At 37.8% G+C, this 27,000-nt stretch carries 21 protein-coding genes; all 21 read right to left on the reverse strand.

Going from position 1 to position 27,000, the window contains the following annotated elements; genetic code table 11:
* Positions 1–81: 81 nt before the first annotated feature.
* The 21 genes from tuf to lysA all read right to left on the reverse strand — a co-directional run bounded on the left by tuf (position 82) and on the right by lysA (position 27,000).
* Positions 82–1,284: an elongation factor Tu gene (gene tuf, locus CALHY_RS09485; protein WP_013403741.1), complete on the reverse strand. Its 1,203-nt coding sequence runs from the start codon at positions 1,282–1,284 to the stop codon at positions 82–84.
* Between the two features lie 83 nt (positions 1,285–1,367).
* On the reverse strand, positions 1,368–3,443 hold the full coding sequence (fusA, locus tag CALHY_RS09490) for an elongation factor G (protein WP_013403742.1): 2,076 nt from the start codon (positions 3,441–3,443) through the stop codon (positions 1,368–1,370).
* A gap of 29 nt (positions 3,444–3,472) precedes the next feature.
* On the reverse strand, positions 3,473–3,946 hold the full coding sequence (gene rpsG / locus CALHY_RS09495) for a 30S ribosomal protein S7 (RefSeq protein WP_013290053.1): 474 nt from the start codon (positions 3,944–3,946) through the stop codon (positions 3,473–3,475).
* A 67-nt stretch (positions 3,947–4,013) separates the two neighbouring features.
* A complete protein-coding gene (gene rpsL, locus CALHY_RS09500) occupies positions 4,014–4,451 on the reverse strand; it encodes a 30S ribosomal protein S12 (protein ID WP_013403743.1) in 438 nt (145 codons plus the stop codon).
* A gap of 23 nt (positions 4,452–4,474) precedes the next feature.
* Positions 4,475–4,729: a L7Ae/L30e/S12e/Gadd45 family ribosomal protein gene (locus CALHY_RS09505; RefSeq protein WP_013403744.1), complete on the reverse strand. Its 255-nt coding sequence runs from the start codon at positions 4,727–4,729 to the stop codon at positions 4,475–4,477.
* A 184-nt stretch (positions 4,730–4,913) separates the two neighbouring features.
* Entirely contained in the window at positions 4,914–8,405 is a 3,492-nt protein-coding gene (gene rpoC / locus CALHY_RS09510; protein WP_013403745.1) for a DNA-directed RNA polymerase subunit beta', read from the reverse strand.
* A gap of 28 nt (positions 8,406–8,433) precedes the next feature.
* Entirely contained in the window at positions 8,434–12,126 is a 3,693-nt protein-coding gene (gene rpoB / locus CALHY_RS09515) for a DNA-directed RNA polymerase subunit beta (protein WP_013403746.1), read from the reverse strand.
* 285 nt (positions 12,127–12,411) lie between these two features.
* Entirely contained in the window at positions 12,412–13,482 is a 1,071-nt protein-coding gene (gene cheB, locus CALHY_RS09520) for a chemotaxis-specific protein-glutamate methyltransferase CheB (RefSeq protein WP_013403747.1), read from the reverse strand.
* A 43-nt stretch (positions 13,483–13,525) separates the two neighbouring features.
* A complete protein-coding gene (locus CALHY_RS09525) occupies positions 13,526–14,743 on the reverse strand; it encodes an iron-containing alcohol dehydrogenase (RefSeq protein WP_013403748.1) in 1,218 nt (405 codons plus the stop codon).
* 115 nt (positions 14,744–14,858) lie between these two features.
* The gene (gene thrS, locus CALHY_RS09530; protein ID WP_013403749.1) at positions 14,859–16,778 is read right to left on the reverse strand and encodes a threonine--tRNA ligase; all 1,920 of its coding nucleotides are present in this window, start codon (positions 16,776–16,778) and stop codon (positions 14,859–14,861) included.
* Between the two features lie 38 nt (positions 16,779–16,816).
* Entirely contained in the window at positions 16,817–18,202 is a 1,386-nt protein-coding gene (locus tag CALHY_RS09535) for a tetratricopeptide repeat protein (protein WP_013403750.1), read from the reverse strand.
* A 19-nt stretch (positions 18,203–18,221) separates the two neighbouring features.
* On the reverse strand, positions 18,222–19,346 hold the full coding sequence (locus tag CALHY_RS09540) for an RNA-binding domain-containing protein (protein WP_013403751.1): 1,125 nt from the start codon (positions 19,344–19,346) through the stop codon (positions 18,222–18,224).
* Positions 19,339–20,994 (reverse strand): HD domain-containing phosphohydrolase, encoded by a 1,656-nt coding sequence (locus CALHY_RS09545; RefSeq protein WP_013403752.1) that lies wholly within the window; start codon positions 20,992–20,994, stop codon positions 19,339–19,341. Before CALHY_RS09545 ends, CALHY_RS09540 begins: the two co-directional genes overlap by 8 nt.
* A 113-nt stretch (positions 20,995–21,107) precedes the next feature.
* Positions 21,108–21,683 carry a M23 family metallopeptidase gene (locus CALHY_RS09550; RefSeq protein WP_013403753.1) on the reverse strand — a complete coding sequence of 192 codons (576 nt, stop codon included), beginning with the start codon at positions 21,681–21,683 and terminating at the stop codon, positions 21,108–21,110.
* An 81-nt stretch (positions 21,684–21,764) separates the two neighbouring features.
* Complete coding sequence (gene ytfJ / locus CALHY_RS09555) at positions 21,765–22,148, reverse strand: GerW family sporulation protein (RefSeq protein ID WP_013403754.1); 384 nt, start codon at positions 22,146–22,148, stop codon at positions 21,765–21,767.
* 2 nt (positions 22,149–22,150) lie between these two features.
* Entirely contained in the window at positions 22,151–22,690 is a 540-nt protein-coding gene (locus CALHY_RS09560) for a hypothetical protein (RefSeq protein ID WP_013403755.1), read from the reverse strand.
* A 76-nt stretch (positions 22,691–22,766) separates the two neighbouring features.
* The gene (gene scpB / locus CALHY_RS09565; RefSeq protein ID WP_013403756.1) at positions 22,767–23,312 is read right to left on the reverse strand and encodes an SMC-Scp complex subunit ScpB; all 546 of its coding nucleotides are present in this window, start codon (positions 23,310–23,312) and stop codon (positions 22,767–22,769) included.
* A 4-nt stretch (positions 23,313–23,316) separates the two neighbouring features.
* Positions 23,317–24,027 carry a segregation and condensation protein A gene (locus CALHY_RS09570; RefSeq protein WP_013403757.1) on the reverse strand — a complete coding sequence of 237 codons (711 nt, stop codon included), beginning with the start codon at positions 24,025–24,027 and terminating at the stop codon, positions 23,317–23,319.
* Positions 24,024–25,001: a tryptophan--tRNA ligase gene (trpS, locus tag CALHY_RS09575; protein ID WP_013403758.1), complete on the reverse strand. Its 978-nt coding sequence runs from the start codon at positions 24,999–25,001 to the stop codon at positions 24,024–24,026. The genes CALHY_RS09570 and trpS overlap by 4 nt, the downstream gene beginning before the upstream one ends.
* A gap of 37 nt (positions 25,002–25,038) precedes the next feature.
* Complete coding sequence (locus CALHY_RS09580) at positions 25,039–25,671, reverse strand: site-2 protease family protein (protein WP_013403759.1); 633 nt, start codon at positions 25,669–25,671, stop codon at positions 25,039–25,041.
* Between the two features lie 27 nt (positions 25,672–25,698).
* On the reverse strand, positions 25,699–27,000 hold the full coding sequence (lysA, locus tag CALHY_RS09585; RefSeq protein ID WP_013403760.1) for a diaminopimelate decarboxylase: 1,302 nt from the start codon (positions 26,998–27,000) through the stop codon (positions 25,699–25,701).

A 27,000-nucleotide genomic window follows, 5' to 3' on the forward strand; every position in this document is an offset into this window, starting at 1 on the left:
AATCTTTTGAGCCAAAAAAAGCCCAAACCTAAGTCTGAAAAGCTTTAAAGCTTTTCTCACCTTAGGCTTGGGCTTTTTTGATTATTCAATTATTGTTGTAACAGAACCTGCACCAACTGTTCTTCCGCCTTCGCGGATAGCAAATCTGAGTCCTGACTCAATAGCGATTGGAGAGATAAGCTCAACTGTCATCTCAACGTTGTCGCCAGGCATGCACATCTCTACACCCTCTGGCAGTGTGATTGTTCCTGTAACGTCTGTTGTTCTGAAATAGAACTGTGGTCTGTAACCATTGAAGAATGGTGTATGTCTTCCACCCTCTTCTTTTGTCAAAACGTAAACCTGTGCTTTGAATTTGGTGTGAGGTTTAATTGTGCCTGGCTTTGCAAGAACCTGACCTCTTTCAACCTCATTCTTCTGAATACCTCTGAGAAGGCACCCTACATTGTCACCAGCAACAGCCTCGTCAAGTACCTTTCTGAACATCTCGATACCTGTTACAACTGTCTTTCTTGGCTCTGGAGCAAAACCAACTATTTCAACCTCTTCGCCTGTCTTGAGTGTTCCTCTTTCAACTCTACCTGTTACAACAGTACCTCTACCTGTGATTGAGAACACGTCTTCAATTGGCATCAAGAATGGTTTGTCAATGTCTCTCTGTGGTGTTGGGATGTATTTGTCAACAGCATCCATGAGCTCTAAGATGCACTGATATTCTGGAGCATTTGGGTCTTGTGATGTTGACTCTAAAGCCTTCAAAGCTGAACCTTTTACTATTGGTACTTCGTCGCCTGGATAGCCATACTTGGAAAGAAGCTCTCTTACTTCCATTTCAACCAGCTCAATCAATTCTGGATCGTCTACCATGTCAACCTTGTTGAGGAATACAACGATGTATGGAACGTTAACCTGTCGTGCAAGCAAAATGTGCTCTCTTGTCTGTGGCATTGGACCGTCTGCTGCAGACACAACCAAGATTGCACCGTCCATCTGAGCAGCACCTGTTATCATGTTCTTGACGTAGTCAGCGTGACCTGGACAGTCAACGTGTGCATAGTGTCTTGCGTCTGTCTCATACTCAACGTGTGCTGTGTTGATTGTAATACCTCTTTCTCTTTCCTCTGGAGCCTTGTCAATCTGGTCATAAGCCATAAACTGTGCTTTACCTTTGAGAGCTAAAACCTTTGTGATTGCAGCTGTCAATGTTGTTTTTCCATGGTCAACGTGTCCAATTGTACCTATGTTTACGTGTGGTTTTGTTCTTTCAAATTTAGCCTTTGCCATCCTGATTTTATCCTCCTTCACAATAATATTTTATTTATGTGAATTTTTAAAATTGCAACCGCAGTTTAAGATTATTTTAACACTTATTTATTCTTCATTTCAAGAATCTTATCAGCAATATTCTTTGGAACCTCTTCATAGTGGTCAAACTGCATGGTGTATGTTCCTCGACCCTGTGTCTTTGACCTCAGGTCTGTTGCGTAACCAAACATCTCTGCAAGCGGAACATATGCACGAATGACCTGGGCATTTCCTCTAAGTTCCATGCCCTCAATTCTTCCACGTCTGGAGTTGATATCACCCATGACATCACCCATGTACTCTTCAGGCACAACAACCTCGACCTTCATAATAGGCTCTAAGAGTACTGGGTCTGCCTTTTTCATACCTTCTCTGAACGCTTGAGCTGCTGCAATTCTGAACGCCATGTCGCTCGAGTCAACCTCGTGGTATGAACCGTCAAACAGCGTAACTCTTACATCCACTACAGGATATCCTGCCAAAACACCTGACTGCATTGCTTCCTGGACACCTGCATCGACAGATGGTATGAACTCTTTTGGAATCACACCACCGACTATCTTGTTGACAAACTCATACCCTGCACCTCTTTCAAGCGGTTCAAGCTCAAGCCAAACGTGACCGTACTGACCTCTACCACCAGACTGTCTGATATACTTTCCTTCAACCTTGACAGATTTCTTGATTGTCTCTTTGTAAGCAACCTGAGGTTTACCTACATTGACCTCTACCTTGAACTCTCTTCTCATTCTGTCAACAATAATCTCAAGGTGAAGCTCTCCCATACCTGCAATGAGAGTTTGCCCTGTCTCGTGGTTTGTAGATACCTTGAATGTCGGGTCTTCTTCGGAAAGTCTTTGCAGTGCAATACCCATCTTCTCTTGGTCAGCTTTAGTCTTTGGTTCAATAGCAACCTGTATAACAGGTTCTGGGAATTCCATAGACTCTAAGACAATTGGATGATTTTCATCACAGAGGGTATCACCTGTTGTAGTATTGGAAAGACCTATTGCTGCACAGATATCACCGGCATATACTGCATCAACGTCTTCTCTGTGGTTTGCATGCATGTGCAAAAGTCTTCCTACTCTTTCTTTCTTGTTCTTTGTTGAGTTATAAACATATGATCCTGCATGAAGAACACCTGAGTAAACTCTCAAGAATGTCAGTTTACCAACATATGGGTCAGACATAATCTTAAATGCCAGTGCACAGAATGGTTCATCTTCACTTGTCTTTCTTTCAATCTCTTCACCAGTGTCAGGTGAAAATCCTTTTACTGCAGCAATGTCAACCGGTGATGGCAGATAGTCAACAACTGCATCTAAAAGTGGCTGAACACCTTTGTTTCTATATGATGAACCGCAAAGTACCGGTGTCATCTGCATGTTGATTGTAGCTTTTCTTATTGCAGCCTTGAGCTCTTCAACTGTAATCTCTTCACCCTCTAAATATTTCATCATAATCTCTTCATCAGTCTCAGCAACAGCCTCTAAAAGTTTAATTCTATACTCTTCAGCAATGTCTTTTACGTCCTCTGGAATCTCTGTTTCCTGAGATACTTTTCCAAGGTCGTCAACATAGATTATAGCCTTCATTGTGAGAAGGTCAACAATACCTCTGAAAGTATCCTCTTTCCCAATTGGAACCTGGATTGCAACCGGGTTTGCACCAAGTCTTTCTTTCATCATCTCAATGACATTGAAAAAGTTTGCACCCATTATGTCCATCTTGTTGACATAAGCTATCCTTGGAACACGGTACTTGTCAGCCTGTCTCCAAACAGTCTCTGACTGTGGTTCTACGCCACCTTTCGCACAAAACACAGCAATTGCACCATCAAGCACGCGCAGAGACCTTTCTACCTCAACAGTGAAGTCCACATGTCCTGGTGTGTCAATAATGTTTATCCTGTGACCTTTCCATTCACATGTTGTAGCAGCAGAAGTGATTGTGATGCCTCTTTCCTGTTCCTGCTCCATCCAGTCCATGGTAGCAGTTCCTTCGTGGACTTCACCCATCTTGTGAACCTTACCTGTGTAAAAGAGAATTCTTTCTGTTGTTGTCGTTTTCCCCGCATCTATATGAGCCATAATACCTATATTTCTTGTTTTTTCAAGTGGAAACTGCCTGGGCAATTTCTTCTGTCCTCCTTGTCAAAATAGTATTACCATCTGTAATGTGCAAATGCTCTATTTGCTTCTGCCATTCTATGAGTATCTTCTTTCTTTTTGACTGCGCCACCTGTATTATTAGCTGCATCCATAATCTCTGCTGCAAGTTTCTCTTTCATTGTCCTTTTGTCTTTTCTCTCTCTTGCATACTCAACAAGCCATCTAATTCCAAGAGAAAGCCTTCTATCTGGTGCAACCTCGATGGGCACCTGGTATGTTGCACCACCAACTCTTCTTGGACGAACTTCTAATACAGGCATTACATTGTTGAGAGCTGCCTCAAGCACTTCAAGTGGATCTTTGCCTGTTTTTTCTCTTATAATATCAAATGCACCATATACAATCTTCTGAGCAATTGATTTTTTACCATCATACATAACTTTGTTAATAAGCTTTGCAACAACCTTGTCATTATACACCGGGTCTGGCAATATCTCTCTCTTTTTAACCGGCCCTTTTCTTGGCAAGCTATTCCCCTCCTTCTACAAAACTGTAAATATTCATGCTGCTCTTTTCGTATACTTTTTACATCTTTTATTTCTTTGCAGCGCCTGCTGCTTGTTGTTTTGGCCTTTTTGCACCGTACTTGGAACGGCACTGTCTTCTGTTAGCAACACCAGCACAGTCCAAAGTGCCTCTTACAATATGGTATCTAACACCTGGCAGGTCCTTGACTCTTCCGCCTCTTACCAGCACAACTGAGTGTTCCTGTAAGTTGTGACCAATACCAGGGATGTACGCTGTCACTTCAATACCATTTGTAAGTCTTACCCTTGCAACTTTTCTTAAAGCTGAGTTTGGCTTTTTAGGCGTAACAGTTTTGACAACTGTACAAACCCCTCTTCTCTGAGGACAGCTGATATCATAATACTTTTTCTTCAAAGAGTTAAAACCCTTTTGAAGTGCTGGTGCCTTTGACTTTTCAACTTTTTTCTCTCTGCCGTACCTAACAAGCTGGTTTATTGTTGGCATTCTTGCACCTCCTTGAAAAAATCTTATTCAATTATCGCGGCAGACGATGCTGCCACACTTATACCACAAATTCTCCCAAGCTCTTTTTTGGAATCCACGAATACAAGCTTTATTCCTTTTTGCTTGCACATATCTATTATATCCCTCACTACCCACTCATCGCTGTCCTTTGCGACAAAAACAACCTTTGCTTTGCCTTTTTGGATAGCTTGGGCAGTCTGGCGCGCACCAACTGTCTTTGGTGAAGTTTTTAAAGCTTCAATGTCTGATGATGACAAATTCACTTCCTCCCTCTTTTACATGGAAGGTGTAAAATTACACTCAAATATAATAACACTCAAATTATTTTATGTCAAGAAAGTTTAAAACCACATCCTGTTTTGTTTTTGTTGTAATCTTAAAAAAATTTTTGCTTGTTGGCGGGTATACCTTTTTTAAGGTATACCCACTCAAACTTCTAACTTACTGGTTCTCTTCAATAACAATATTTCTGTACTTTGCCATTCCAGTTCCTGCAGGAATTAGCTTACCAATGATGACATTTTCCTTAAGACCAATCAGAGGATCAACTTTCCCTTTTATTGCTGCATCTGTCAATACCCTTGTCGTCTCCTGGAATGATGCAGCAGACAAGAACGACTCAGTAGAGAGTGCTGCTTTTGTTATTCCAAGAAGCACCCTTCTGCCAAGCGCAGGACGTTTTCCTTCTGCTATTGCCTTGTCGTTCTCTTCTTCAAACCTGTGTATCTCTACAATGTCACCAGGCAAAAGTTCGGTATCACCAGAGTCTTCTATCTTGACCTTCTTCATCATCTGTCTGATTATTATCTCTATGTGCTTGTCGTTTATGTCAACGCCCTGCATCTTGTAAACTTTCTGAACCTCAGCTAAAAGATAGCTCTGAACACCTCTTGGTCCTTTTATCCTCAAAAGGTCGTGCGGATTTATCGAACCTTCTGTCAGCTCATCTCCTGCCTGAACATAATCCCCATCGTTTACCTTTAATCTTGCTCCGTACGGTATCTCATACGTTCTCTCTTCACCATTGTCATTTCGAACTGTTATTGTCCTCTTTTTGTCTTCTTTTATTGAAACATACCCTTCTATTTCAGAAATCACAGCAACACCCTTTGGTTTTCTTGCCTCGAACAGCTCCTCAACCCTTGGAAGACCTTGCGTAATGTCCTGCCCAGCAATACCACCTGTGTGAAATGTTCTCATTGTAAGCTGAGTACCCGGCTCACCTATAGCCTGTGCTGCAATGATACCAACTGCTTCTCCTACATTCACTGGCTGCCCTGTACCAAGGTCAAGTCCATAACATTTCGTACAAACACCGTATCTTGTTTTGCACTCTAAAACTGACCTTACATATACCCTGTTGATTCCTGCATCTATTATCTTTTTAGCTATTTCTTCTGTAATGAGCTCATTTTTGCTTACTATTACTTCACCTGTTTTTTCATCAACAATATCAGAAGCTGCATATCTTCCAATAATCCTCTCTTCAAGTGTTTCAATTACCTCTGTGCCATCTCTTATCTCTTCAACCCATATACCTTTGTCTGTACCACAGTCCTCTTCCCTTACAATTATGTCCTGTGCAACATCCACAAGTCTTCTTGTTAAATATCCTGAGTCTGCAGTTCTGAGCGCTGTGTCAGCAAGCCCTTTGCGTGCACCGTGTGTTGAGATGAAAAACTCTATAACATTGAGTCCTTCTCTAAAGTTTGATTTAATCGGCATCTCTATTGTCTTACCAGACGGATTTGCCATCAGTCCCCTCATACCAGCAAGCTGTGATATCTGGTTTTTGGAACCCCTTGCACCCGAATTTGCCATCATAAATATTGGATTGAACTCATCAAGGCTCTGGATAAGCTCTTCGGTAAGCTTGTCTTTTGTCTGGTTCCATATAGAAATTACCTGTTCATATCTTTCTTGGTCAGAAATCAAACCATGTCTGTATAGTTTTTCAATGTTCTCAACCTTTTGTTCTGCCTCTGCTATGAGCTTTTGCTTGACTTCTGGAATTACCATGTCCGAAACTGAGATGGTAATTGCTCCTCTTGTTGAAAATTTAAATCCAAGTTCTTTTATCTCGTCCAGTATCTCTGCCGTTCGGGTATTTCCATAAACCTTTATACACCTGTCAATAATTTTTCCAAGCATCTTTTTGTCAACAAGTGTGTCAATTTCATACTTCAAAAGATTTTCTCTCTTGCTTCTATCAACAAAACCAAGGTCCTGCGGTATTACCTGATTTAATATGATTTTGCCAACTGTTGTCTCAACAAGTCCAGAGATAACTTCTCCGTTTACTTCTGCTGTTCTTTTAACCTTTATCCTTGCATGAAGACCAACAACTTTGTGCTCATATGCCAAAAGCGCTTCTTCTTCTGATGAGAATATCATCCCCTCACCCTTGTCACCTTTCTTTTCAAGAGTGAGGTAGTAAATTCCCAAAACCATATCCTGGGTTGGAACTACAATAGGTTTGCCATCTGCCGGCTTTAACAGGTTGTTTGCAGATAACATCAAAAACCTGGCTTCAGCCTGAGCCTCGGCAGAAAGTGGAACGTGTACCGCCATCTGGTCACCGTCAAAGTCAGCATTGTACGCTGTACAAACAAGTGGATGAAGTCTTATAGCCCTTCCTTCAACAAGTACTGGCTCAAAAGCCTGAATACCAAGCCTGTGCAAAGTGGGTGCTCGGTTTAGCAGTACTGGATGGTCTTTTATTACTTCTTCTAATATATCCCAAACTTCACTTCTCTGTCTTTCAACAGCTTTTTTTGCATTTTTTATGTTGTTGCAAATTCCTTTTTCAACAAGCTTTTTCATGACAAACGGTTTGAAAAGCTCTAAAGCCATCTCTTTCGGAAGACCACACTGGTAAATCTTAAGCTCAGGCCCTACAACTATAACAGAACGCCCTGAATAGTCAACTCTTTTCCCCAAAAGGTTCTGTCTGAATCTTCCCTGCTTTCCTTTGAGCATATCAGAAAGTGATTTTAGTGGTCTGTTACCAGGACCTGTTACCGGTCTTCCTCTTCTTCCATTGTCTATAAGAGCATCAACAGCTTCTTGCAACATTCTCTTTTCATTTCTAATGATTATGTCTGGTGCACCCAAATCCATGAGTTTTTTGAGCCTGTTGTTTCTGTTTATCACTCTTCTGTAAAGGTCATTTAGGTCTGATGTTGCAAACCTTCCGCCGTCAAGCTGGACCATTGGACGAAGTTCAGGTGGGATAACAGGTATAACATCAAGTATCATCCATTCAGGACGGTTACCAGATTTTCTAAAAGCTTCAACAACCTCAAGCCTTTTGATTATCTTTAACTTTTTCTGGCCTGTTGCAGTTTCAAGTTCTTGCCTCAGCTCCTGCGATAGCTTATCAAGGTCAATCTCTTTCAAGAGCTCTTTAATTGCCTCTGCTCCCATTCCTGCCTTGAACCTGTCGCCATACTTCTCTTTTAGTTCCCTGTACTCTTTTTCAGAAAGAATTTGTTTCTTTTCCAAATTTGGTACATCGCCTGGGTCAATTACCACATATGCAGCAAAGTACAAAACCTTTTCTAAATTTCGTGGTGTCATATCCAAAATAAGTCCCATTCTGCTTGGGACACCTTTAAAATACCAGATGTGAGAGACAGGGGCAGCAAGTTCAATGTGCCCCATTCTCTCACGTCTTACCTTTGCTTTTGTCACTTCAACACCGCACTTATCACAAACAACACCTTTATATTTGACCTTTTTATATTTTCCGCAGTGGCATTCCCAGTCCTTTGTTGGACCAAAAATCTTTTCACAGAAAAGTCCATCTTTTTCGGGCTTGAGTGTTCTATAGTTTATGGTCTCTGGTTTTTTAACCTCACCGCGCGACCATTCTCTTATCTTTTCAGGAGAAGCAAGACTGATTTTAATAGCATCGAAATTGAACAAATCCATCGGTCTTAACACCCACCTTTTTGAGGTTTTACTCATCTATATCATCTATATCACCTTGGTCGTCTTCTTGCGTTGCATTCATCAAATCCTCATAAAACTTCTCCTTGTCATCTTGAATATCTTTGTCATCTTCTATTTCATCGTCGCCTATCTCAAAAGCTCCAAGCCCTTGTGGCTGCTCATCCTCATCGACAGATTCTTTTAGCTCAATTTCCTTGTTGTCCTCTGACAAGAGTTTGACATCTAAACACAAACTCTGAAGCTCTTTTACAAGCACCTTGAAAGACTCTGGTATCCCAGGCTCTGGTATATTTTCACCTTTCACTATTGCTTCATAAGTTTTGACTCTTCCTGTCACATCGTCAGATTTCACAGTCAAAAGTTCTTGCAGTGTATATGCAGCACCGTATGCTTCAAGCGCCCAAACTTCCATCTCGCCAAATCTCTGACCACCAAACTGAGCTTTACCTCCAAGAGGCTGCTGAGTAACAAGCGAATACGGTCCTGTTGATCGTGCATGGATTTTATCATCAACAAGATGTACAAGCTTTAGCATGTACATGTAACCAACAGTTACTTCATTATCAAATGGCTCACCTGTTCTGCCATCATAGAGAATGGTCTTCCCCGTTGGTTTCAAACCTGCAAGCTTTAATGCCTCCTCAATATCCTCCTCTTTTGCACCGTCAAAAACAGGGGTTGCAACCTTCCATCCAAGCGCTTTTGCCGCATATCCAAGGTGTGTTTCTAAAATCTGACCAATGTTCATACGTGATGGCACACCAAGAGGATTTAAAACTATATCAACAGGTGTACCATCCGGTAAAAATGGCATGTCTTCAACTGGCAAAATTCTTGAAATAACGCCTTTGTTACCATGTCGACCCGCCATTTTATCGCCAACAGAGATTTTTCGTTTCTGAGCAACATATACTCTCACAAGCTGGTTCACACCAGGTGGAAGTTCGTCTCCTTTGTCGCGCGAAAATACCTTTACATCTACAACTATTCCGCCTTCGCCATGTGGTACTCTCAATGAAGTATCTCTTGTCTCTCTTGCCTTTTCACCAAATATAGCACGAAGCAATCTTTCTTCTGCAGTAAGCTCTGTCTCACCTTTGGGAGTAACTTTCCCAACCAAAATATCACCACTTTTTACTTCGGCACCAATTCTAATGATTCCTCTTTCATCTAAATCCTTTATTGCATCTTCACCTACATTTGGAATATCTCTTGTTATTTCCTCAGGACCAAGCTTTGTATCTCTTGCCTCACATTCATATTCTTCTATATGAATGGATGTATAAACATCCTCTTTAACAAGTCTTTCTGAAATCAAAATAGCATCTTCATAGTTATATCCTTCCCATGGCATGAATGCAACAAGAACATTTTTGCCAAGTGCAAGCTCTCCATGGTCAGTTGATGGTCCGTCTGCTATAACTTCTCCTGCTTTGATTTCTTGGCCTTTTCTGACTATCGGTCTTTGGTTAAAACATGTTCCTTGGTTGGTCCTTTTGAACTTCAAAAGATGATATACATCCTTTGTTCCATCATTATTTCTGATAACAATCTCATCAGCAGATACCTTTTCAACAACACCATCTTTTTTGGCAAGAATGCACACACCAGAGTCAACCGCAGCCCTGTATTCAACACCTGTTCCAATTATCGGAGACTCTGTTGTCAAAAGCGGCACTGCCTGGCGCTGCATGTTAGAACCCATGAGAGCTCTGTTTGCATCGTCGTTCTCCAAAAATGGAATAAGCGATGTTGAAACTGAAACTATCTGTTTTGGAGATATATCTATAAGGTCAACCTCATGTTTGTCAACCTCTATAATTTCTTCGCCAAATCTTACTGTAACTCTTTGATTTATGAATCTTCCTTCTTCATCAACAGGTTCTGTTGCCTGAGCAATCCTGTATGTGTCTTCTTCATCAGCAGTAAGATACACAACCTCGTCTGTAACCCTTGCTTCTTTTTTGTCAACCTTTCTGTAAGGCGTTTCCAAAAATCCGTACTCGTTGACCCTTGCATATGTTGCCAAAGAGGTTATAAGACCAATGTTTGGACCTTCTGGCGTCTCGATAGGACACATCCTTCCATAATGAGAATGATGCACGTCTCTCACTTCAAATCCTGCTCTGTCCCTCGAAAGTCCACCTGGTCCCAAAGCTGAAAGTCTTCTTTTGTTTGTAAGTGCTGCCAGTGGATTTACCTGGTCCATAAACTGTGACAGCGGGCTTGAACCAAAAAACTCCTTGATAGCTGCTGTTACTGGTCTTATATTTATCAGTGTCTGAGGAGTTACTGTATCAATATCGTGTATGTTCATTCTCTCACGAATAACTCTTTCCATTCGCGCAAGACCAATTCTGAACTGGTTCTGCAAAAGTTCGCCTACTGCTCTTACCCTCCTGTTGCCCAAATGGTCAATGTCATCAGTTGTACCGATACCATACTTGAGCCCCAAGAAATAGCTTGTTGCTGCAAATATATCGTCTATTGTAAGGCAGTATGGAACAAGTTCTCTTTCTCTTTCTTTTATAAGCCTCTTAATCTCAGAAACATCATTTGTTGTCTTAAGAATATCTTCCAAAACAGGCTTGTAAACAAGCTCTTTTATGTTAAGGTCAGATACATCAAATTCTACATATCTATCAAGTTTTACTGTATTGTTTCCAACAACCTTAAATTCTCTCTCTTCATCTGCATATACCCATACCTCGTTGATACCAGCATCCTGAATTTGAGTAGCAATCTCTCTTGTAATTACCTCTCCTTCTTTGACCAATATCTCTCCAGTCCTCGGATCAACTACATCCTGGGCAGCTCTTTTGTTGAAAATCCTCTTCCACAGCGACAATTTTTTGTTGAATTTATATCTTCCCACTTTTGCTAAATCATACCTTCTCGGATCAAAAAACATATTGTAAAGAAGATTTCGAGCATTTTCAACATTTGGCGGCTCACCAGGTCTAAGTCTCCTATATACCTCTAAAAGTGCATTCTCAACTGGATTGCCAAGCTCACCTTTATTGGCTTCTTTCTCAAGCGAAGCTTTCAATCTCTCATCCTCGCCAAACTTTTCAAATATCATCTGCTGATTGTAAAGCCCAAAAGCCTTCAACAGGGTTGTGAGAGAAACCTTTCTTGTCCTGTCAAGTCTGACAGACAAAAGCTCGCTTGCATCCGTTTCGAATTCAAGCCACGCACCTCTGTTTGGAATAAGAGTCCCTGAAAATATCTTTCTTCCTTGCTTATCAATGGAAGATGCAAAGTAACACCCAGGTGAACGGATGAGCTGGCTTACAATAACTCTTTCCGCACCGTTGATGATAAATGTTCCTGTTTCAGTCATAATTGGGAATTCGCCCATATAAATGTCCTGTTCTTTTATCTCACCTGTTTCTTTGTTTATAAGTCTGACCTTTACCTTTAGAGGTCTTGCATATGTTGCATCTCTTTCTTTGCACTCCTGTTCCGAATATTTAGGTGGCCCATCAAAATAATAGTCTACAAACTCCAAAAGCAAGGTCTCACTGTAATCTTTAATCGGAGATATCTCTCTTAAGACCTCTCTCAGTCCTTCATCTAAGAACCATTGAAATGACTTTTTCTGGATTTCCAAAAGATATGGCAAATCCAGAACTTCCTTAACCTTACCATAACTCATTCTTTGAACTTTGCCATATTGCACAGGACGAGGTAGTGCCAACTATATCACCTCTTAAAAAATTTCCTTATCTTTATTATTATTTCCTTAAAAATACAATCTATTCTTGAAAGCCTCACGATATCTCAGCTTTAATTGGAATAGTCCAAGTTGAAAGGAAGTTATACCCATATTAACGCATTTTGTTATTATAACATAAGCACTTTTTTGTGTCAATGAAGTGAATAAAATTTTCTGTCCAAGTTTTAAAAAATAAAGATGACCACTTACTTAAAAGCTTTTCCAGTGGTCATCTTTTTTGAGAATTGTCAATCTTTATTAAACCCTTCATACTCTATTTAAAAGCTCAACAATCTGGTCAGGGTTTAAAACAAGCTCAATTGCTCCCTTTTCAATGGCCGCTTTTGGCATACCAAAAACCACACAACTTTTTTCATCCTGTGCAATTGTGAGCGCCCCTTTTTTTCTCATCTCTAAAATCCCGTCGCTCCCATCAGAACCCATTCCTGTCATCACAATTCCAACAGAAGCTCTTCCACAGGCTTCTGCTATTGAACTGAAAAGAATGTCTGCCGAAGGTTTGTGGCTTTTTATCTTCTCAAGGTCAAGCACCCGTGTAAAGAGCTTTCCATTCATCTCTTCCACTGCTAAATGATAACCGCCTTTCGCAATGTAGATGCAACCACCCTTTATCTCTTCCTTATCAGAAACTTCTTTTATACATTTTGATGTAATGGTAGCAAGTCTGTCAGCAAACGGTTTTGTGAAGTTTGGCGGCATGTGCTGAACAACAAGAATAGGAATAGGAAAATCTTTTTTCAATGACTTAAACATCCTTTCTAAAACTGGTGGACCACCCGTGGATATACCTATACCGATAACCCTTGCCAACCTTACCCTCTCAACAATACTCTCTTCCAGTAAAATTTTTCCTTCAACGGCAGCTGGAAGTTCATGTACTTTTGATGTGTCTTCCTTTTTACACTCTTCGCACACCGCAGTAAGTTTTTTGATTAGCTCATACTTGAACTCTTCAAGTTCTTCTTCAGAAGACGGCTTTAGAATATAATCGAAAGCGCCTGCTGACAATGCCTCAAATGTAGTGTAAGCTCCTGGGCGCGTGTACGCACTTATCATCAAAATCTTTGTATCTGTTATCTCTTTTATCTTTTTTATAAGCTCAACACCGTTCATATATGGCATTTCATAGTCAATTGTTATCACATCAAACTTGAACTTTCTAACCCTGTCAAGTGCAATGAGAGGAGTTTGAGCAACTGTAACAACAAATTTGCCTGTACTTTCTAAAATAGATTTTATGAGCTGTCTCATAAATGCCGAATCGTCAACAACCAATACCTTGTACATAAACTCATCACCAATACAATCATTTTTCATTAATATTTATTCCCAAAATTGCTGGTATCAAAACAGAACATACTCAGAAGCTTCGTACAACTTCATCTGTCAAGCCTAAAAATTCGTACAAATGCAGTATGGTAAACCTTTCTCTGATATTCGGTGCACATAAAAATGATATCTTAAAAAGATTCTCATCTATACCAATCTCCCAATAATTCATGGGCATTTCAAGTTTTTTGTAAGCATCAATCAGCTCACCATACACACCAATTGCGTCTCTTATCAACTTATCTATAACCTCTTTCTTTTCAACAAGCCTGTTTATCACATTACTCCTAAACTCTTTATCATTTAACTTGCTTACTCTTCCAATATTTTGCTTTATTATACTTTCAAAAGTTGGTTGAAATCCTCTCTTTATCATATCTTCCCACGCTTTAATATCTACTTTATATTCTTTCCTTTCAAGAATTCTGGATTTATCAAGATTTAAAAAGTGCTCATAAAACCTCAGCACATAAAGGGTTGCAAGCCCAACTTTTATCCCATGATAAGTTTTTATTCTGTGATATTCCCAAAAATGAGAAAGATGGTGTTCACAGCCTGACGCAGGACGCGAAGAGTTAACTCTTGCCATCATAATACCAGAGGTTATTAGACCTTCCAATAAATTCTTATGAAAGTGGTTTTCGCCCACTGATTTCAGAGTTTTTAGATATGTATCTTTCACAATTTGTAAAACTTCCAAATTTATCGTCTCATCAAAAATAATGTGCGAAAGTTGCCAGTCAAGAAGAGCAGTAATCTTACCCATCAAGTCTCCAAATCCTGCCTTCTTTAAAATTTCAGGTGAATTTTCTATCACCTCCATATCCACAAAGATAAACTCTGGCGATGATGCCAAGACTGTTGTTTTTAAACCATTTATGGTAAGTGCTGCAACAGAAGAAGCAAACCCGTCCATTGAAGGTGCTGTTGGAAACAAAACAAACGGGACTTTGAACTTGTATGCTGTATACCGTGTTATGTCAGAGATTGTTCCACTTCCTACCCCCACAAATATATCTGCTTGTTCTATCTCAAACAAAACCTTTCCAAGCGCATACTCATCTGCCACAACATCTGGCTCAAAACATACAATCTTATATTTAATATTGGCTTTTTCAGCTGTTTCTTTGACTTTATTAGCACACACATCAAAGGTGTTTTTATCGCATATAATCAGCAAAGATTTATAACCATTTTTATTTATAAATCTTGAAAAAGACTCATACGGCTCTTCCCATATAACTTCCATATCAGTTCGCCCCTTTTTGAAATTTATTTTGTATATAACAAAAGAATTTAAAAAAGGCTGCCACATTAAAAAGCCCATGTTCTCATTAATAATGTTCTGGCAGCCTTTTTAATTTTTATTCTATAACCTTTTTCTCTACTTTCTCTTTCACCATTGATACAAACTTATCAATGGTAAATGAACCCAAATCCCCTTTCTTTCTGTCTCTCACTGCTATAGTATTTTCCCTTCGCTCTTTTTCACCCACAATCACCATATATGGTATTTTTTGTAGTTGAGCATCTCTTATTTTATACCCTACAGTTTCTGATCGGTAATCTTCTTCAACTCTGAATCCATTTTCCTTTAGTGTTTGGGATATTTTAGCTGCATAATCATTGAAATTATCAGATACTGGTATTACTCTTATTTGAGTTGGTGCTAACCATACCGGAAATGCACCAGCAAAGTGTTCAGTAAGTATTGCAATAAATCTCTCTATGCTGCCAAAAACAACTCTGTGTAGCATTACTGGCCTATGTTTTGCACCATCTTCACCTATATAATATAAGTCAAACCTTTCTGGCATTTGAAAATCAAGTTGAATTGTTGCACACTGCCACGTTCTTTTCAAACTATCTTCCAGATGAAAATCAATTTTGGGTCCATAAAAAGCCCCATCACCTTCATTTATTTTGTAATCTATACCTACTTCCTCTAAAGCTTCTTTTAGGGCAGTTTCAGCCATATTCCATTGTTCATCTGTTCCCATCGAAATTTCAGGCCTTGTTGAAAGTTCAACATGATATTTGAAACCAAATACACTATAAAAATAATCAATAAGATCAATTACACCTTTTATTTCATCTTTTATCTGTGATGGTAACATGAATATATGAGCATCGTCTTGTGTAAAACATCTAACTCTCATAAGACCATGCAATACACCAGATAGCTCATGTCTGTGAACAAGCCCAAGTTCACACAGTCGCTCAGGAAGTTCCCTATATGAATGTGATTTTCTTTTATAAACCAATATGCTACCCGGACAGTTCATAGGTTTTATTGCAAATTCCTGATCATCTATTTTGGTAAAATACATATTTTCTTTATAATGATCCCAATGTCCTGACTGAACCCAAAGGTCTTTTGTTAACATTATGGGAGTTTTTATTTCCTGATAACCTCTTTTTTTATGTTCTTCTCTCCAAAAATCCTCTAATATGTTTCTTATAATCATCCCTTTTGGCAAAAAGAAAGGAAATCCTGGCCCTTCCTCAAAAATATCAAATAAATCAAGCTCTCTTCCAAGCTTTCTATGGTCTCTTCTCTTTGCTTCTTCAAGCATTGTAAGGTATTCATCAAGTTGGGATTTTTTTTCGTATGATATTCCATAAACTCTTTGAAGCATTTTATTTTTAGAATTTCCTCGCCAATACGCACCTGCTACAGAAAGTAGTTTGAATGCTTTTACTCTCCCTGTTGAAGGAAGATGCGGACCTGTGCAAAGGTCAACAAATTCACCTTGCCTGTAAAAAGATATAGTTTCACCCTCTGGAATGTCATTTATAAGTTCAACTTTATAATTTTCTCCCTTTTCCTGCATAAGCTTGACTGCTTCTTCTCTTGAGAGTTCAAATCTCTCAATCTTTAAGTCTTCTTTTATTATTTTTTGCATCTCTTCTTCAATCTTTTCTAAAAGCTCCATTGTAATTGACTCTTCAACATCAAAGTCGTAATAAAAACCATTGTCAATTGCAGGTCCTATGCCAAGCTTTACTTTGTCCCCAAAAAGCCTTTTGACAGCCTGAGCTAAAATGTGCGAGGTTGTATGCCAGTAAACCTTTTTACCCTCATCATTTGAAAATGTCACAACCTCAAAGCTGCAATCTTTTTCAAGAGATGTCCACAAATCCTTCAAAACACCGTCAATCTTGCACGCAACTGCCTCTTTGTAAAGTCTCATAGAGATTGTCTTTATAAACTCCATAGCAGATATTCCTTTTTCTGCTTCCACTATTTTCCCATCTGGAAGTGTTACAGCTATTTTGTCCATTGTGCTACTAATTCCTCCTTTTGTGAAAAGATAGTATTTTAAACTTCCTTGTTTAGCAAAAGCTCTTTGAAATCACCAAACCACTTAGAGAAAACTGCCTGCGAGATTCCAAAAGTCTTGGCTACATCTTTTTGTTTTATTTTCTCTCTTTTCATGTACTTTTTGAACACATACCAAACAATTGCAGCAATTGCATGAAGATTTAACCTGGGCTTTTCAAGTGGAAGATTTTTTAGAAGGTCAAAAATAGCCTCTTGGTCTTTCTGATTCAATTCAACATGCTGGTAAAGAATTTCCATAACTTTTTGTCCATTTTCCTCGACAGTTTGAGAAAAATAATTGTCAATATGACTTTGGAGCTGTCTTCTAAACTCCTTTTCGTCCATGCCTTCCAAAAACTTAAAACCTGTTTCGAAATAATCTATAGTGTCTTTTTCAAATGTCTTTATTACATTATCGACTTTCTTCAAAAAATAGTCAATCCTTATCTCAGGCACTTCAAAATTCTTTTTTAAGAACTCCCAAATTTTCTTTGCTTTCATGTACTTTCGTGTATTGTAAAGACTTATTGCTTCAATATGTTTAAAATACGGCTCTCTTGTAATCTCAAAAAGTTCATTTGCACGCTGGGCAATTTCGCTGTGCTGATTTAACTTGATAAGAGTGTCTAAAATCTTTATTTTATCTTTACTATCGTATGTTTTTATGTCCAATACCACTTTTAAATGCCTTTTCATCTCTCTTTCTTTTCCTATGCTACTATAGAAAAATGCCAAGTTACAGTTTGCATATACATTGTACTTGTCAATTTGAAGTACTTTTTTTGCCTCTTCAATTGCTCTTTGAATATCACCCATATAAAAATAAGCAAGTGAAAGGTTGTTCCTTGCAGCAAGGACACTATCATCTTTTGCCAATATCATCTTGAAATATTTCATTGCATCTTCATATCTTCCACTTTCAAGAAGAAAATTTCCTCTTTCTAACAACTTCGAATATTTTTCAATTTCTTTTTGTTCTTTTTCGAACTCTTCCTGACTTTCAATAAAGTCAATAAGGTCCTCTGCCGCCTCTTTAAACTCAATATTGTTGCTAAGCTTCACATACCTCTTTAAAAAATTCTTTGCCTCCTTGAACTTGCCCATCTCAAAAAAATTACATCCAAGTCCAAACAACGAGTCATAAAACTCTGGACTATCTTTTGTAAGCTCGCTCAAGAGTTTATTTGAAGTTTCAAAATCCCCAACCTGTGCTAAAAGCCCAGCCAAGTTAAACTTTATCTCAACATTTTTATTATCAAGTTCAAGAGCTTTCATAAGCCTTTTTATGGCAAGCTCTACTTCTCCCTTTTCGTAATGTTTAATCCCAATTTTAAAATACATTGAGGATGTAGGATTGAGACTAATTACCTTTCCCTTGACCATTTTTCATTACTCCTCTTTTTTACAGTTTATCAATAGGTGGCAATATGATTTTAAATGTATTTTGGGAATTTATATTTATAATCTTAACGTTTGGATATGTTTTTCTTATCCTTGATATTCCCTTGCCGGCTTTCAAAAAGAGATTGTTGTCGTCTAAAATTATCATTTTTTGATAAATCCACGGATTTCGACGCCTTGGTATAATTTCTCTCCCCATACTAAATATCATGTTGCTCTCAAGAAGACATCCAGGATTTGCAACTTCTATGCTTCTTTCGGAAATCTTGACTGCCGTGCATCTTGTCAGGTCATAATAATCCCTGTGAACAAGTGCATTTCCAATTGCTTCGAACAAAGCCCATAGGTCCGTCTGAGGATACTTCTGAGTAAAAAAATTTATAGTCTTTTTGATTATACTATATATGTTACCACAAATAATCTGAATTTGGTCAAAAAATTCAATTGTCAAATACGCTGACGGCAAAAATCTCTCCGGATATTTTCCAAACACAAGAATACCTGCTAAGGTAGGATAAAGATTATTATTTTCTCTATCTCTTTGAACAATCCCAAAACTTTCAAGCAAAATTAAGTTACCCCACTCTGATGAAATGCCACTTCTTCTAAAAAATATAGAGATTAGCTCAGGTTCAAGATCATTTAAATTTGCATTTCTTACAATAGACATCTCAAAATTGATGCTGCCGCTTTCTTCAAACATAGATGCTATCTCTTCTCTTCTTGCAACGTCTGTTGTTGACCCCCGTCTTATATAAAACACGCCGTTTTGGACCATCTGATGAGGTCTTAGACTGCTTTTGTATATTGTAAGCACGCCAAGTTTTTTACCATCGTACTCTACAATCTCAAATTTAATTGATACAGGTGGGTCACACCTGCTTGAGATTATCTGCTGAATTTTTTCTTCAGAGATGTTCTCGTCTTTGATTCCAACAATTCTTTTTGTCTTATCTTCAACCCCAAAGATGATATAGCCCCTTCCACCTCTTGAATTTGCAATGGCAATGACGTCTTTTACAAGCTCTTTCTTTTCACCATCTGTCTCAAGTGAAAGAGACTGTTTAAAATCAAGTTTCGGTCCCTCATCAGACTCAAGTAACATTTTAAGCTTGTACTTATCCATCTATCTTCATCTCTACCGAATTTGAGATTTTTTCCTCTTTAAGCACATTCAAAAAAGCCTCAAAAACTTCCGGGTCAAACTTCTTGCCAACCTCTTCTTTCATAATCTCTAAAGCCTTTTCCTCTGAAAAAGCCTTGCGGTAAGGTCTGTCTGTGGTAAGAGCATCAAATACATCTGCAACAGAGATTATCTTTGACTCAAGAGGAATTTTGTCTCCTTTTATCCCCAGTGGATAGCCACTTCCATCTATATTCTCGTGATGATACAGAACAACCTCTTTTATGTTATCAAAATATTCAATGTTTGAAAGAATGTTATAACCATCCAATGAATGTCTTTTGACTATGGAATATTCTTCTTGCGTGAGCTTGTCAGGTTTGTTTAAGATACTTTCCGGAATTACAATCTTGCCAATATCGTGAAGATATGCGGCAATTTCTAAGTCAAACAGGTCTATCTTATATCCCTTTGAAAACAGTTTTTCTCCTATTTTCTTGCTGTATTTCATAACCCTTTCTGCGTGTCCTTTAGTGTAAGGGTCTTTCATTTCAATAATAGAAATTAAAAGCTTTATCGCTCCTTCAAAGTTTCTCTTCTCTTTCTCAAATAGTTCTTTCAAGAGCTTATCCTGCTGCTTTAATATCGAAATCTTGCTTTTTATTTCGTTTGAAAAATATTCCAAAATTAACTCTACATTTTTAAACCTTCCTTCTTTTTTTACGTTTGGTTTTGGAGTGGTTACATCACCGTTTATGCCAGAAAATAGCGAAATAGCATAATCTTCAAGCTGAATAACCCTTCTTGTAAGATATACTCCGCCTAAAAATGCAATAAGTAAAGTCAAAGCCATGAGAAACGAAAATGTAATAATAAGCAGTTTTTCAAAGTGTCTTTTTATATTCACAAGTGTTTTTTCGTTATAGTCAATTACAAGTGTTCCTATCCTATAGCCTTCAATATCAAATAGCTCAACATGATTTTTAAGAAAGTTTTCTTCGGTAGTTGTATTTGTTTTATCCACGAAATATATCCTATCCACAATATAAGGCTGTATCAAAGACACAAACTCATCAATATCCCTTGCCAGAAAAAGGGCTCCAGCAACAGGTTTTGCTAAATCTTTGTCATCCAAGACAGGAGAACATACAAATGCAAACACTTTACCGTTTATTTTAAGAAAGCCTCTTTCAACAGGTATTAAATTTATATCATCAGAAGGGTAGACTGTACTTATTACTTTTTTGAATATCTTGAATATTTTTGTATTGTCAGAGCTTTTAATATCCCCAAATGGAGAATGATACGAAATAATCTTCCCCTCTTTCGAAAAACCAATTATTAAAGAAAAATTGTAAGGTTTTTGATAGAGCCAGCTTGTCCAGTAAAAGTTGATTGTCTCTTCATCCTTTGTCACAACAGCTCTGTAGAGTTCATTCCAAATAGCATAATCTTTCGCTATAGTAGTCATATCATCAAAAATCTTTTGAGTTATCCTCTCTAATGTTTGTTGTTGTTTGTTCACAAAGTAATCATAGGTAATTTTCTCATACTGAGGAATTATGTTGTTCATTACATATATAGCTACAATGGTTGATGGTAAGAATGCTACTATCAGTGTAAGAACAAGTATTTTAAATCTCAGCTCCACCTTGCCCCATCCTCTATTTTTACTTTGTTTTGCCCATTCTAATTTGTCGATTTTTGTCTAAATTTAGTATAGCATAAATTAGCTTGAAATGTCATTTGTGAAATATTTCTAAACTACATTATTTCTTCTCTCTTAAAATATATAAAATCTTTTCCCACAAGGTCAAATGGCAGCTTATATCCTATTATCTCACCTTTTTTTAAAACTTCCCCTTTTTGAACGTTTAAAACATCAACATTTTCAAGCCTATAAAGTATCCTGCTACCTTGCTGTATGATAATATCAAAAGTTTCACCTTTTTTAATAATTTCTACTACCTTTCCATCACAGGGACTGAGAATATTAGTTTTCTTTTTAACTATAATAAAAGTTCCTCCATCGTCAGAGGATTGAATTTGACCATCTACAGGATATATGTAGGATGTAGAAGATAAACTTTTTGTCAAGCTGTCCTTGCTTGCCGGTTTTGAAAAAGATAAAGGCTGTAAAAAATCTTCTACCCATTTTACTAAGTCCGAATAAACTTTTTCATCACGCTGAAAATAAAGCTTAGCTTTTTCAAATGAAAAATTTTTAATGTGAATATATTTGAACTTTAATGCAAGGATAAAAAGAAGAATCAAGGCTACTGTTATTGCTTTTATTATCGGTGCTTTTGAACTCTTTTCTGCTATTCTCTTCTTTCTCATTTTCATTACCTCTCTAAATCATTTTCAATTTAATTTCTATTCTTTCATATAAAAAAAGATGATAGCAAGGCTACCTTGCTATCATCTTCTTTGAATAATTTCCTTGATATCTTCAATTATATTTGGAATGATATCAATTATTCTCTCGATGCTGCTGTTTGCTGAAACATTCAAAAGCCTTATCTGGTCCTGTGTTACAACCAAAAACGCAATGGGCATAACAGAGATTCCAGCACCAGTGCCGCCTGCAAAAAGCGGAGTATTTTCGTCGGTCTTATTCATCTTAGTACTATCCTGTTTTATGTCACCCCCACCTGCCACAAAGCCAAACGAAACTTTTGAGACCGGAATTATAACAGCTCCAGCCGAACTTTGAACAGCATCACCCACAATTGTGTTAACGTCAATCATCTGTTTTAGGTTTTCCATTGTTGTCTGCATAAGCATTTCAATTGGATGTGCCAAGTTTAACACCACCCTTCTGTTTTTTTTACTACCTTAAACCAACTGGTCAAAAGCTTCACAGGAAAAATTTTTACATAAACATTTAATTGCAAAATGCTTGATAAAAAATTCTCTCTCAAGAAGGCTTTATAATCAAGCTTGGTATTCTGACCACATGACATTAATATTCCCCAAATTGAATATATACTTGCACTTAAAATACTCAAAATAAAAGCATCTGCACACCAGATGCGCGCAAAAATCTTATCTACTTTCACTACAGTAGACAAAAGGAAGATTCTTATAAGGCTAAATATCATCTTGGTAGAAATAGGCTTTGATTTTTTCTTTTTGGTTTCTCTTTCAATGGAAAAATGTTTAGCTCTTTTGTGCCCAGAAATTTGAATTTGCTTGTAAAATACATGCACATAAATTCCTAAAATGTTAAACTTTACTTTAACAAAAATTGCCTTTTCAACTCTTATCTCAATCAAAAATATTTTTGGCAGGAAAAGATAAATAGGCAATAGCGCAAAGAGCAAGAAATAAAAGAAAGTTTTCAATTTCTACCGCCTATTAGCCCTCTCAAACTGCTTTTATTTTATTAAAATTATTGCCACAAAAATAAAAGAGGATACATCAAATTGACGTATCCTCTTGCTGTATTTTTAAAATCTTCTCTTTAAGCTCCTCTAAATCTTTAATACCAAGAGAAGTGTAAAAAAGTGAGGTTACCTCATACAAAGCAGGCTTACCAATTGTGTCAAGTCTTCCAGCTTCTCTGATGAGCCCTTTTTCTATAAGGCTTTTTATGACATTCTCGCTGCTGACCCCTCTTATCTTTTCTATCTCTTGTCTTGTAATGGGACCTTTTAACGCAACAATCGATAACACCTCATACGCCGCTTGAGAAAGTGATACATACTTTTGTTCCAAATCAAAGTATTCTCTTATATATCCTGAATTTTCTGGATTGGTAACCAGAACATATCCATTTTCCTGTTCGGTTATTAAAAATCCTCTGTTTTGCTGCAGATATTCCTGTTTTAGCTGCTCGACACAATTTTTAACCTCTTGATATTCTACCCCTAAAATCTTTGCAAGTTTTTGAACATCCAAGGGTTCTGCAGCCAAAAAGAGTATACTTTCTACAACCGATTTTATCTTTGCTGCTTCCATTACCATCCTGTTACCTCTTTAAAATCTTTATATCGTCAAACATTTTATCCTGATGAGCAAAGATATGACCAAGCTTGCAAAGTTCCAAAATAGCCAAAAATCTGTAGATAATCTCTTCCTTTGAAATTCCTTTAATGAGGTTGCTAAAATACAAAACCCCTTTTTGTTTAATATATTCAAATACCTGTTTCACAACCTTCAAAATAGATATAGGCTGCCTTCTGGTAATCTCCTGAAGTTTTTGAACGCTTTCTTTTAAAAAATCCTCATTTTTCTGGACAGCAGCCAAATATGCTCTGCAAAGCTTTCTAATATCAAGCTGGGTTATAAGCTCTTTTTTATTTTCTTTTAAAAGCAGATAACCCTGGTTTGTCTTTCTATAGCATTCCCTGTAAGGAAAATTTTCTTTTAAGTAAATGGCTACCTGTTTGTATTTCTGATATTCTCTCAGTCTTTCCACAAGTTCTTGGCGTGGGTCTTGGTCTTCCTGGGCTTTGGGCAAAAGCATCCTTGATTTTATCTCTAAAAGTGTTGCTGCCATTACCATAAACTCAGAAACAGAATCCACGTTGATTGTATCTAAATGGTTAAGATATGCCAGATACTGGCTTGTAATCTCGGATATTGGAATATCATATATGTTTATCTTCTCTTTTTTTATGAAGTAAAGCAACAGGTCAAGTGGCCCTTCAAAGTTGGGAAGTTTAACCTCAAAGTTCATAACAGACCTGCCCTGTCCTTTGCTTCTTGTAATGTTCTTGATGCTATTTCTCTTGCCTTTCTTGCACCTTCACTGATAACTCCTAAAACATAGTCAAGGTCATTTTCAAGCTCTCTTCTTCTTGCTTGAATTGGTTCTAAAAACCTTGAAATATTTTCAAATAACCTCTTTTTACACTCAACACAACCTATTTTACCCTGCCTGCAGTCTTCTTCTGTCTCTGATACAATCTCTGGGCTGAATATCTGATGGTACGCAAAGACCGTACACACTTCAGGATGTCCAGGGTCGTTCTTGCGAATCCTTGCAGGGTCTGTCACCATATTCATTACCTTTTTTCTTACACTTTCCAAGTCTTCAGAAAGCGCGATTGTATTTCCGTAGCTCTTGCTCATCTTGCGTCCGTCTGTCCCAACAAGCACCTTTACAGTGTTAAGAATTGCTTGTGGTTCTGGAAAAGTCTGGCCATATAAAAAGTTAAACCTTCTTGCAATCTCTCGTGTCAGCTCCAAGTGCGGAAGCTGGTCCTCACCAACTGGTACAAGCTCTGCTTTGTATATCAATATATCAGCTGCCTGAAGACATGGATATCCTAAAAACCCATATGTTGCTATGTTTCTTTCTTTTAACTCTCTCATCTGGTCCTTGTAAGTTGGACACCTATAAAGCCAAGAAAGAGGAGTTATCATAGAAAACAAAAGATGAAGCTCAGCATGCTGTGGAACATGCGACTGCACAAATATTGTACACTTTTTCGGGTCAAGACCGCATGCCAAAAGGTCTATCACAACCTGTTTTGTATATTCTCTTAAATTCGAAGTATCTTCATATCCTGTTGTAAGCGCGTGCCAATCTGCAACAAAAAAGAAACATTCATATTCATCCTGAAGTTTTACCCAGCTCTCTATTGCACCAAAATAGTTGCCAAGATGCAAGATACCCGTTGGTCTTGTACCAGATAAAACTCGTCTCATCTTTTCATTCTCCTATTCTCGTGTTATATTTTTTCACTTACGGAAGAAGAGTAATAATAAAATCAATAAAAGCAAAAATAAAATATGCTATTGGCTGTAAAATATGTGAAATCAAAAAAGGTGCAAAAAATATGCATGCAATTAATATTATCTGCCCTAACAGTTCAAATCTATAATAGAATTCCACATAACTATTTGGTGCAAAAATAAACAGAATCTTTGAACCATCTAAGGGCGGTATTGGCAACAAATTGAATATTGTTAGATACACATTAATCAAATAAGCTTCCTGAATCATAATCTGAAGATATCTATTTGTAATCAAATTGTACTCATTAACATACTTAAGTACAATAGCAAAGACAATTGCAGAAAGAATATTTGCAACAGGTCCTGCTAAGGCTGTCAGTCCCATACCTACTTTTGGATTTTTGTATCTTGTTGGGTCAGTCACAACAGGTTTTGCCCAGCCAAATTGAAAAAGAATTAGCGCTATCGCACCAAACAAATCTATGTGGACAAGAGGGTTTAAGGTTATTCTTCCCTGTCTTTTTGGCAGGTCATCTCCCTGCAAATATGCAACAAGCCCGTGGGCTGACTCGTGCACAGATATTGCAAAAAGCAGCCCTGGAATTCTCAAAAGCATTGTAATAATATTCGGCATAGCCATCCCAAATTCTCTCCAAATATAATTTTATTAAATCTCTACATCATTTCTCACAAGGTCTTCATATGTTTCACGTTTTACAATAACTCTTGATTGACCATTTTTCAAGAGTACAACTGCAGGTCTTGGGAACCTATTGTAATTACTTGACATAGAATAATTATATGCTCCCGTTGCCAAAATGGCAAGATGCTGACCAGTTTTAAGCTCTGGAAGCTTTATGTCTTTGATGAGTATATCACCAGACTCACAGCATCTTCCTGCAATTGTATAGACTTTTGTCCGCTGCCCCAGAGGATTTTCCACAACATATGCATCATATCTTGCCTGATACAGTGCATAACGTGGATTGTCTGTCATACCACCATCAACAGATGCATAGTTTCTGACATTTGGTATCTCTTTGACACTTCCAATTGTGTAAAGTGTAATTCCAGCTTCACCTACAATAGACCTTCCAGGTTCCAAAACAATAAACGGTTTTTTTAGCCCTCTCAAGCTGCAAAATTCCTCTACCTCTTCAGCAATTGCCTCTATAAACTTCTCAATTCTTGGCGGTTCATCATGAGCAGTGTATTTTATCCCAAATCCGCCACCTAAATCTAACATTTCTATCTCGTAGCCAAGTTCATTTTTAATCTTGAGCATAAACTCAAGCATGACCCTTGCAGCAAGCTTAAACGGAGCTGTTTCGAAAATCTGCGAACCTATATGGCAGTGAAGTCCCACTAAGCTTAGCTCTTGTCTTTGTAGCACTTTTTGAACCATCGAGAATGCTTCGCCATTTTCAAGTGCAACCCCAAACTTTGAGTCTATCTGCCCTGTCCTGATAAACTCATGTGTATGAGCTTCAATCCCGGGTTTTATTCGAATCAAGACATCTGCTTTTTTGTTTTTTGTTTTACATATCAGACTTAGCATCTCAAGCTCATCAAAATTATCAAGTACAATTTTTACCCCTCTGTCAACTGCCATCTCAAGCTCATCATATGTTTTGTTGTTCCCATGGAAGAATATCTTATCTGGGTCAAAATTTACAGAAAGTGCTGTGTAAAGCTCCCCACCTGATACAACGTCAAGACCTATTCCCTCTTCTTTTGCTATTTTGCACATAGCCTTTGTGCAAAAAGCTTTTGATGCATAAATTATAAGACCATTTTCTCCAAAATATTTCTGCAGGGAAGACTTGAATCTATTAATATTTTCTCTTATCATTGTCTCATTCATAACATAAAGAGGAGTTCCATACATCTCTATCAAATCAAGAAGGTCAATTCCTTCCCATGAAAGATTACCTTTTGGTGAAATTTCAAGATTGTATCTTAGCTGCAT

Source organism: Caldicellulosiruptor hydrothermalis 108, assembly GCF_000166355.1.
Classification (GTDB): Bacteria; Bacillota; Thermoanaerobacteria; order Caldicellulosiruptorales; family Caldicellulosiruptoraceae; genus Caldicellulosiruptor; species Caldicellulosiruptor hydrothermalis.

Excerpts from the sequence above, each read along its gene's own strand:
- tuf (WP_013403741.1), bottom strand. The coding sequence starts at position 1,284 with ATGGCAAAGGCTAAATTTGAAAGAACAAAACCACACGTAAACATAGGT.
- rpsL (WP_013403743.1), bottom strand. The coding sequence starts at position 4,451 with ATGCCAACAATAAACCAGCTTGTTAGGTACGGCAGAGAGAAAAAAGTT.
- rpoC (WP_013403745.1), bottom strand. The coding sequence starts at position 8,405 with ATGGATTTGTTCAATTTCGATGCTATTAAAATCAGTCTTGCTTCTCCT.
- cheB (WP_013403747.1), bottom strand. The coding sequence starts at position 13,482 with ATGAAAAATGATTGTATTGGTGATGAGTTTATGTACAAGGTATTGGTT.
- CALHY_RS09525 (WP_013403748.1), bottom strand. The coding sequence starts at position 14,743 with ATGGAAGTTATATGGGAAGAGCCGTATGAGTCTTTTTCAAGATTTATA.
- thrS (WP_013403749.1), bottom strand. The coding sequence starts at position 16,778 with ATGGACAAAATAGCTGTAACACTTCCAGATGGGAAAATAGTGGAAGCA.
- CALHY_RS09535 (WP_013403750.1), bottom strand. The coding sequence starts at position 18,202 with ATGGTCAAGGGAAAGGTAATTAGTCTCAATCCTACATCCTCAATGTAT.
- CALHY_RS09540 (WP_013403751.1), bottom strand. The coding sequence starts at position 19,346 with ATGGATAAGTACAAGCTTAAAATGTTACTTGAGTCTGATGAGGGACCG.
- CALHY_RS09550 (WP_013403753.1), bottom strand. The coding sequence starts at position 21,683 with ATGAGAAAGAAGAGAATAGCAGAAAAGAGTTCAAAAGCACCGATAATA.
- scpB (WP_013403756.1), bottom strand. The coding sequence starts at position 23,312 with ATGGTAATGGAAGCAGCAAAGATAAAATCGGTTGTAGAAAGTATACTC.
- CALHY_RS09570 (WP_013403757.1), bottom strand. The coding sequence starts at position 24,027 with ATGAACTTTGAGGTTAAACTTCCCAACTTTGAAGGGCCACTTGACCTG.
- trpS (WP_013403758.1), bottom strand. The coding sequence starts at position 25,001 with ATGAGACGAGTTTTATCTGGTACAAGACCAACGGGTATCTTGCATCTT.
- CALHY_RS09580 (WP_013403759.1), bottom strand. The coding sequence starts at position 25,671 with ATGGCTATGCCGAATATTATTACAATGCTTTTGAGAATTCCAGGGCTG.
- lysA (WP_013403760.1), bottom strand. The coding sequence starts at position 27,000 with ATGCAGCTAAGATACAATCTTGAAATTTCACCAAAAGGTAATCTTTCA.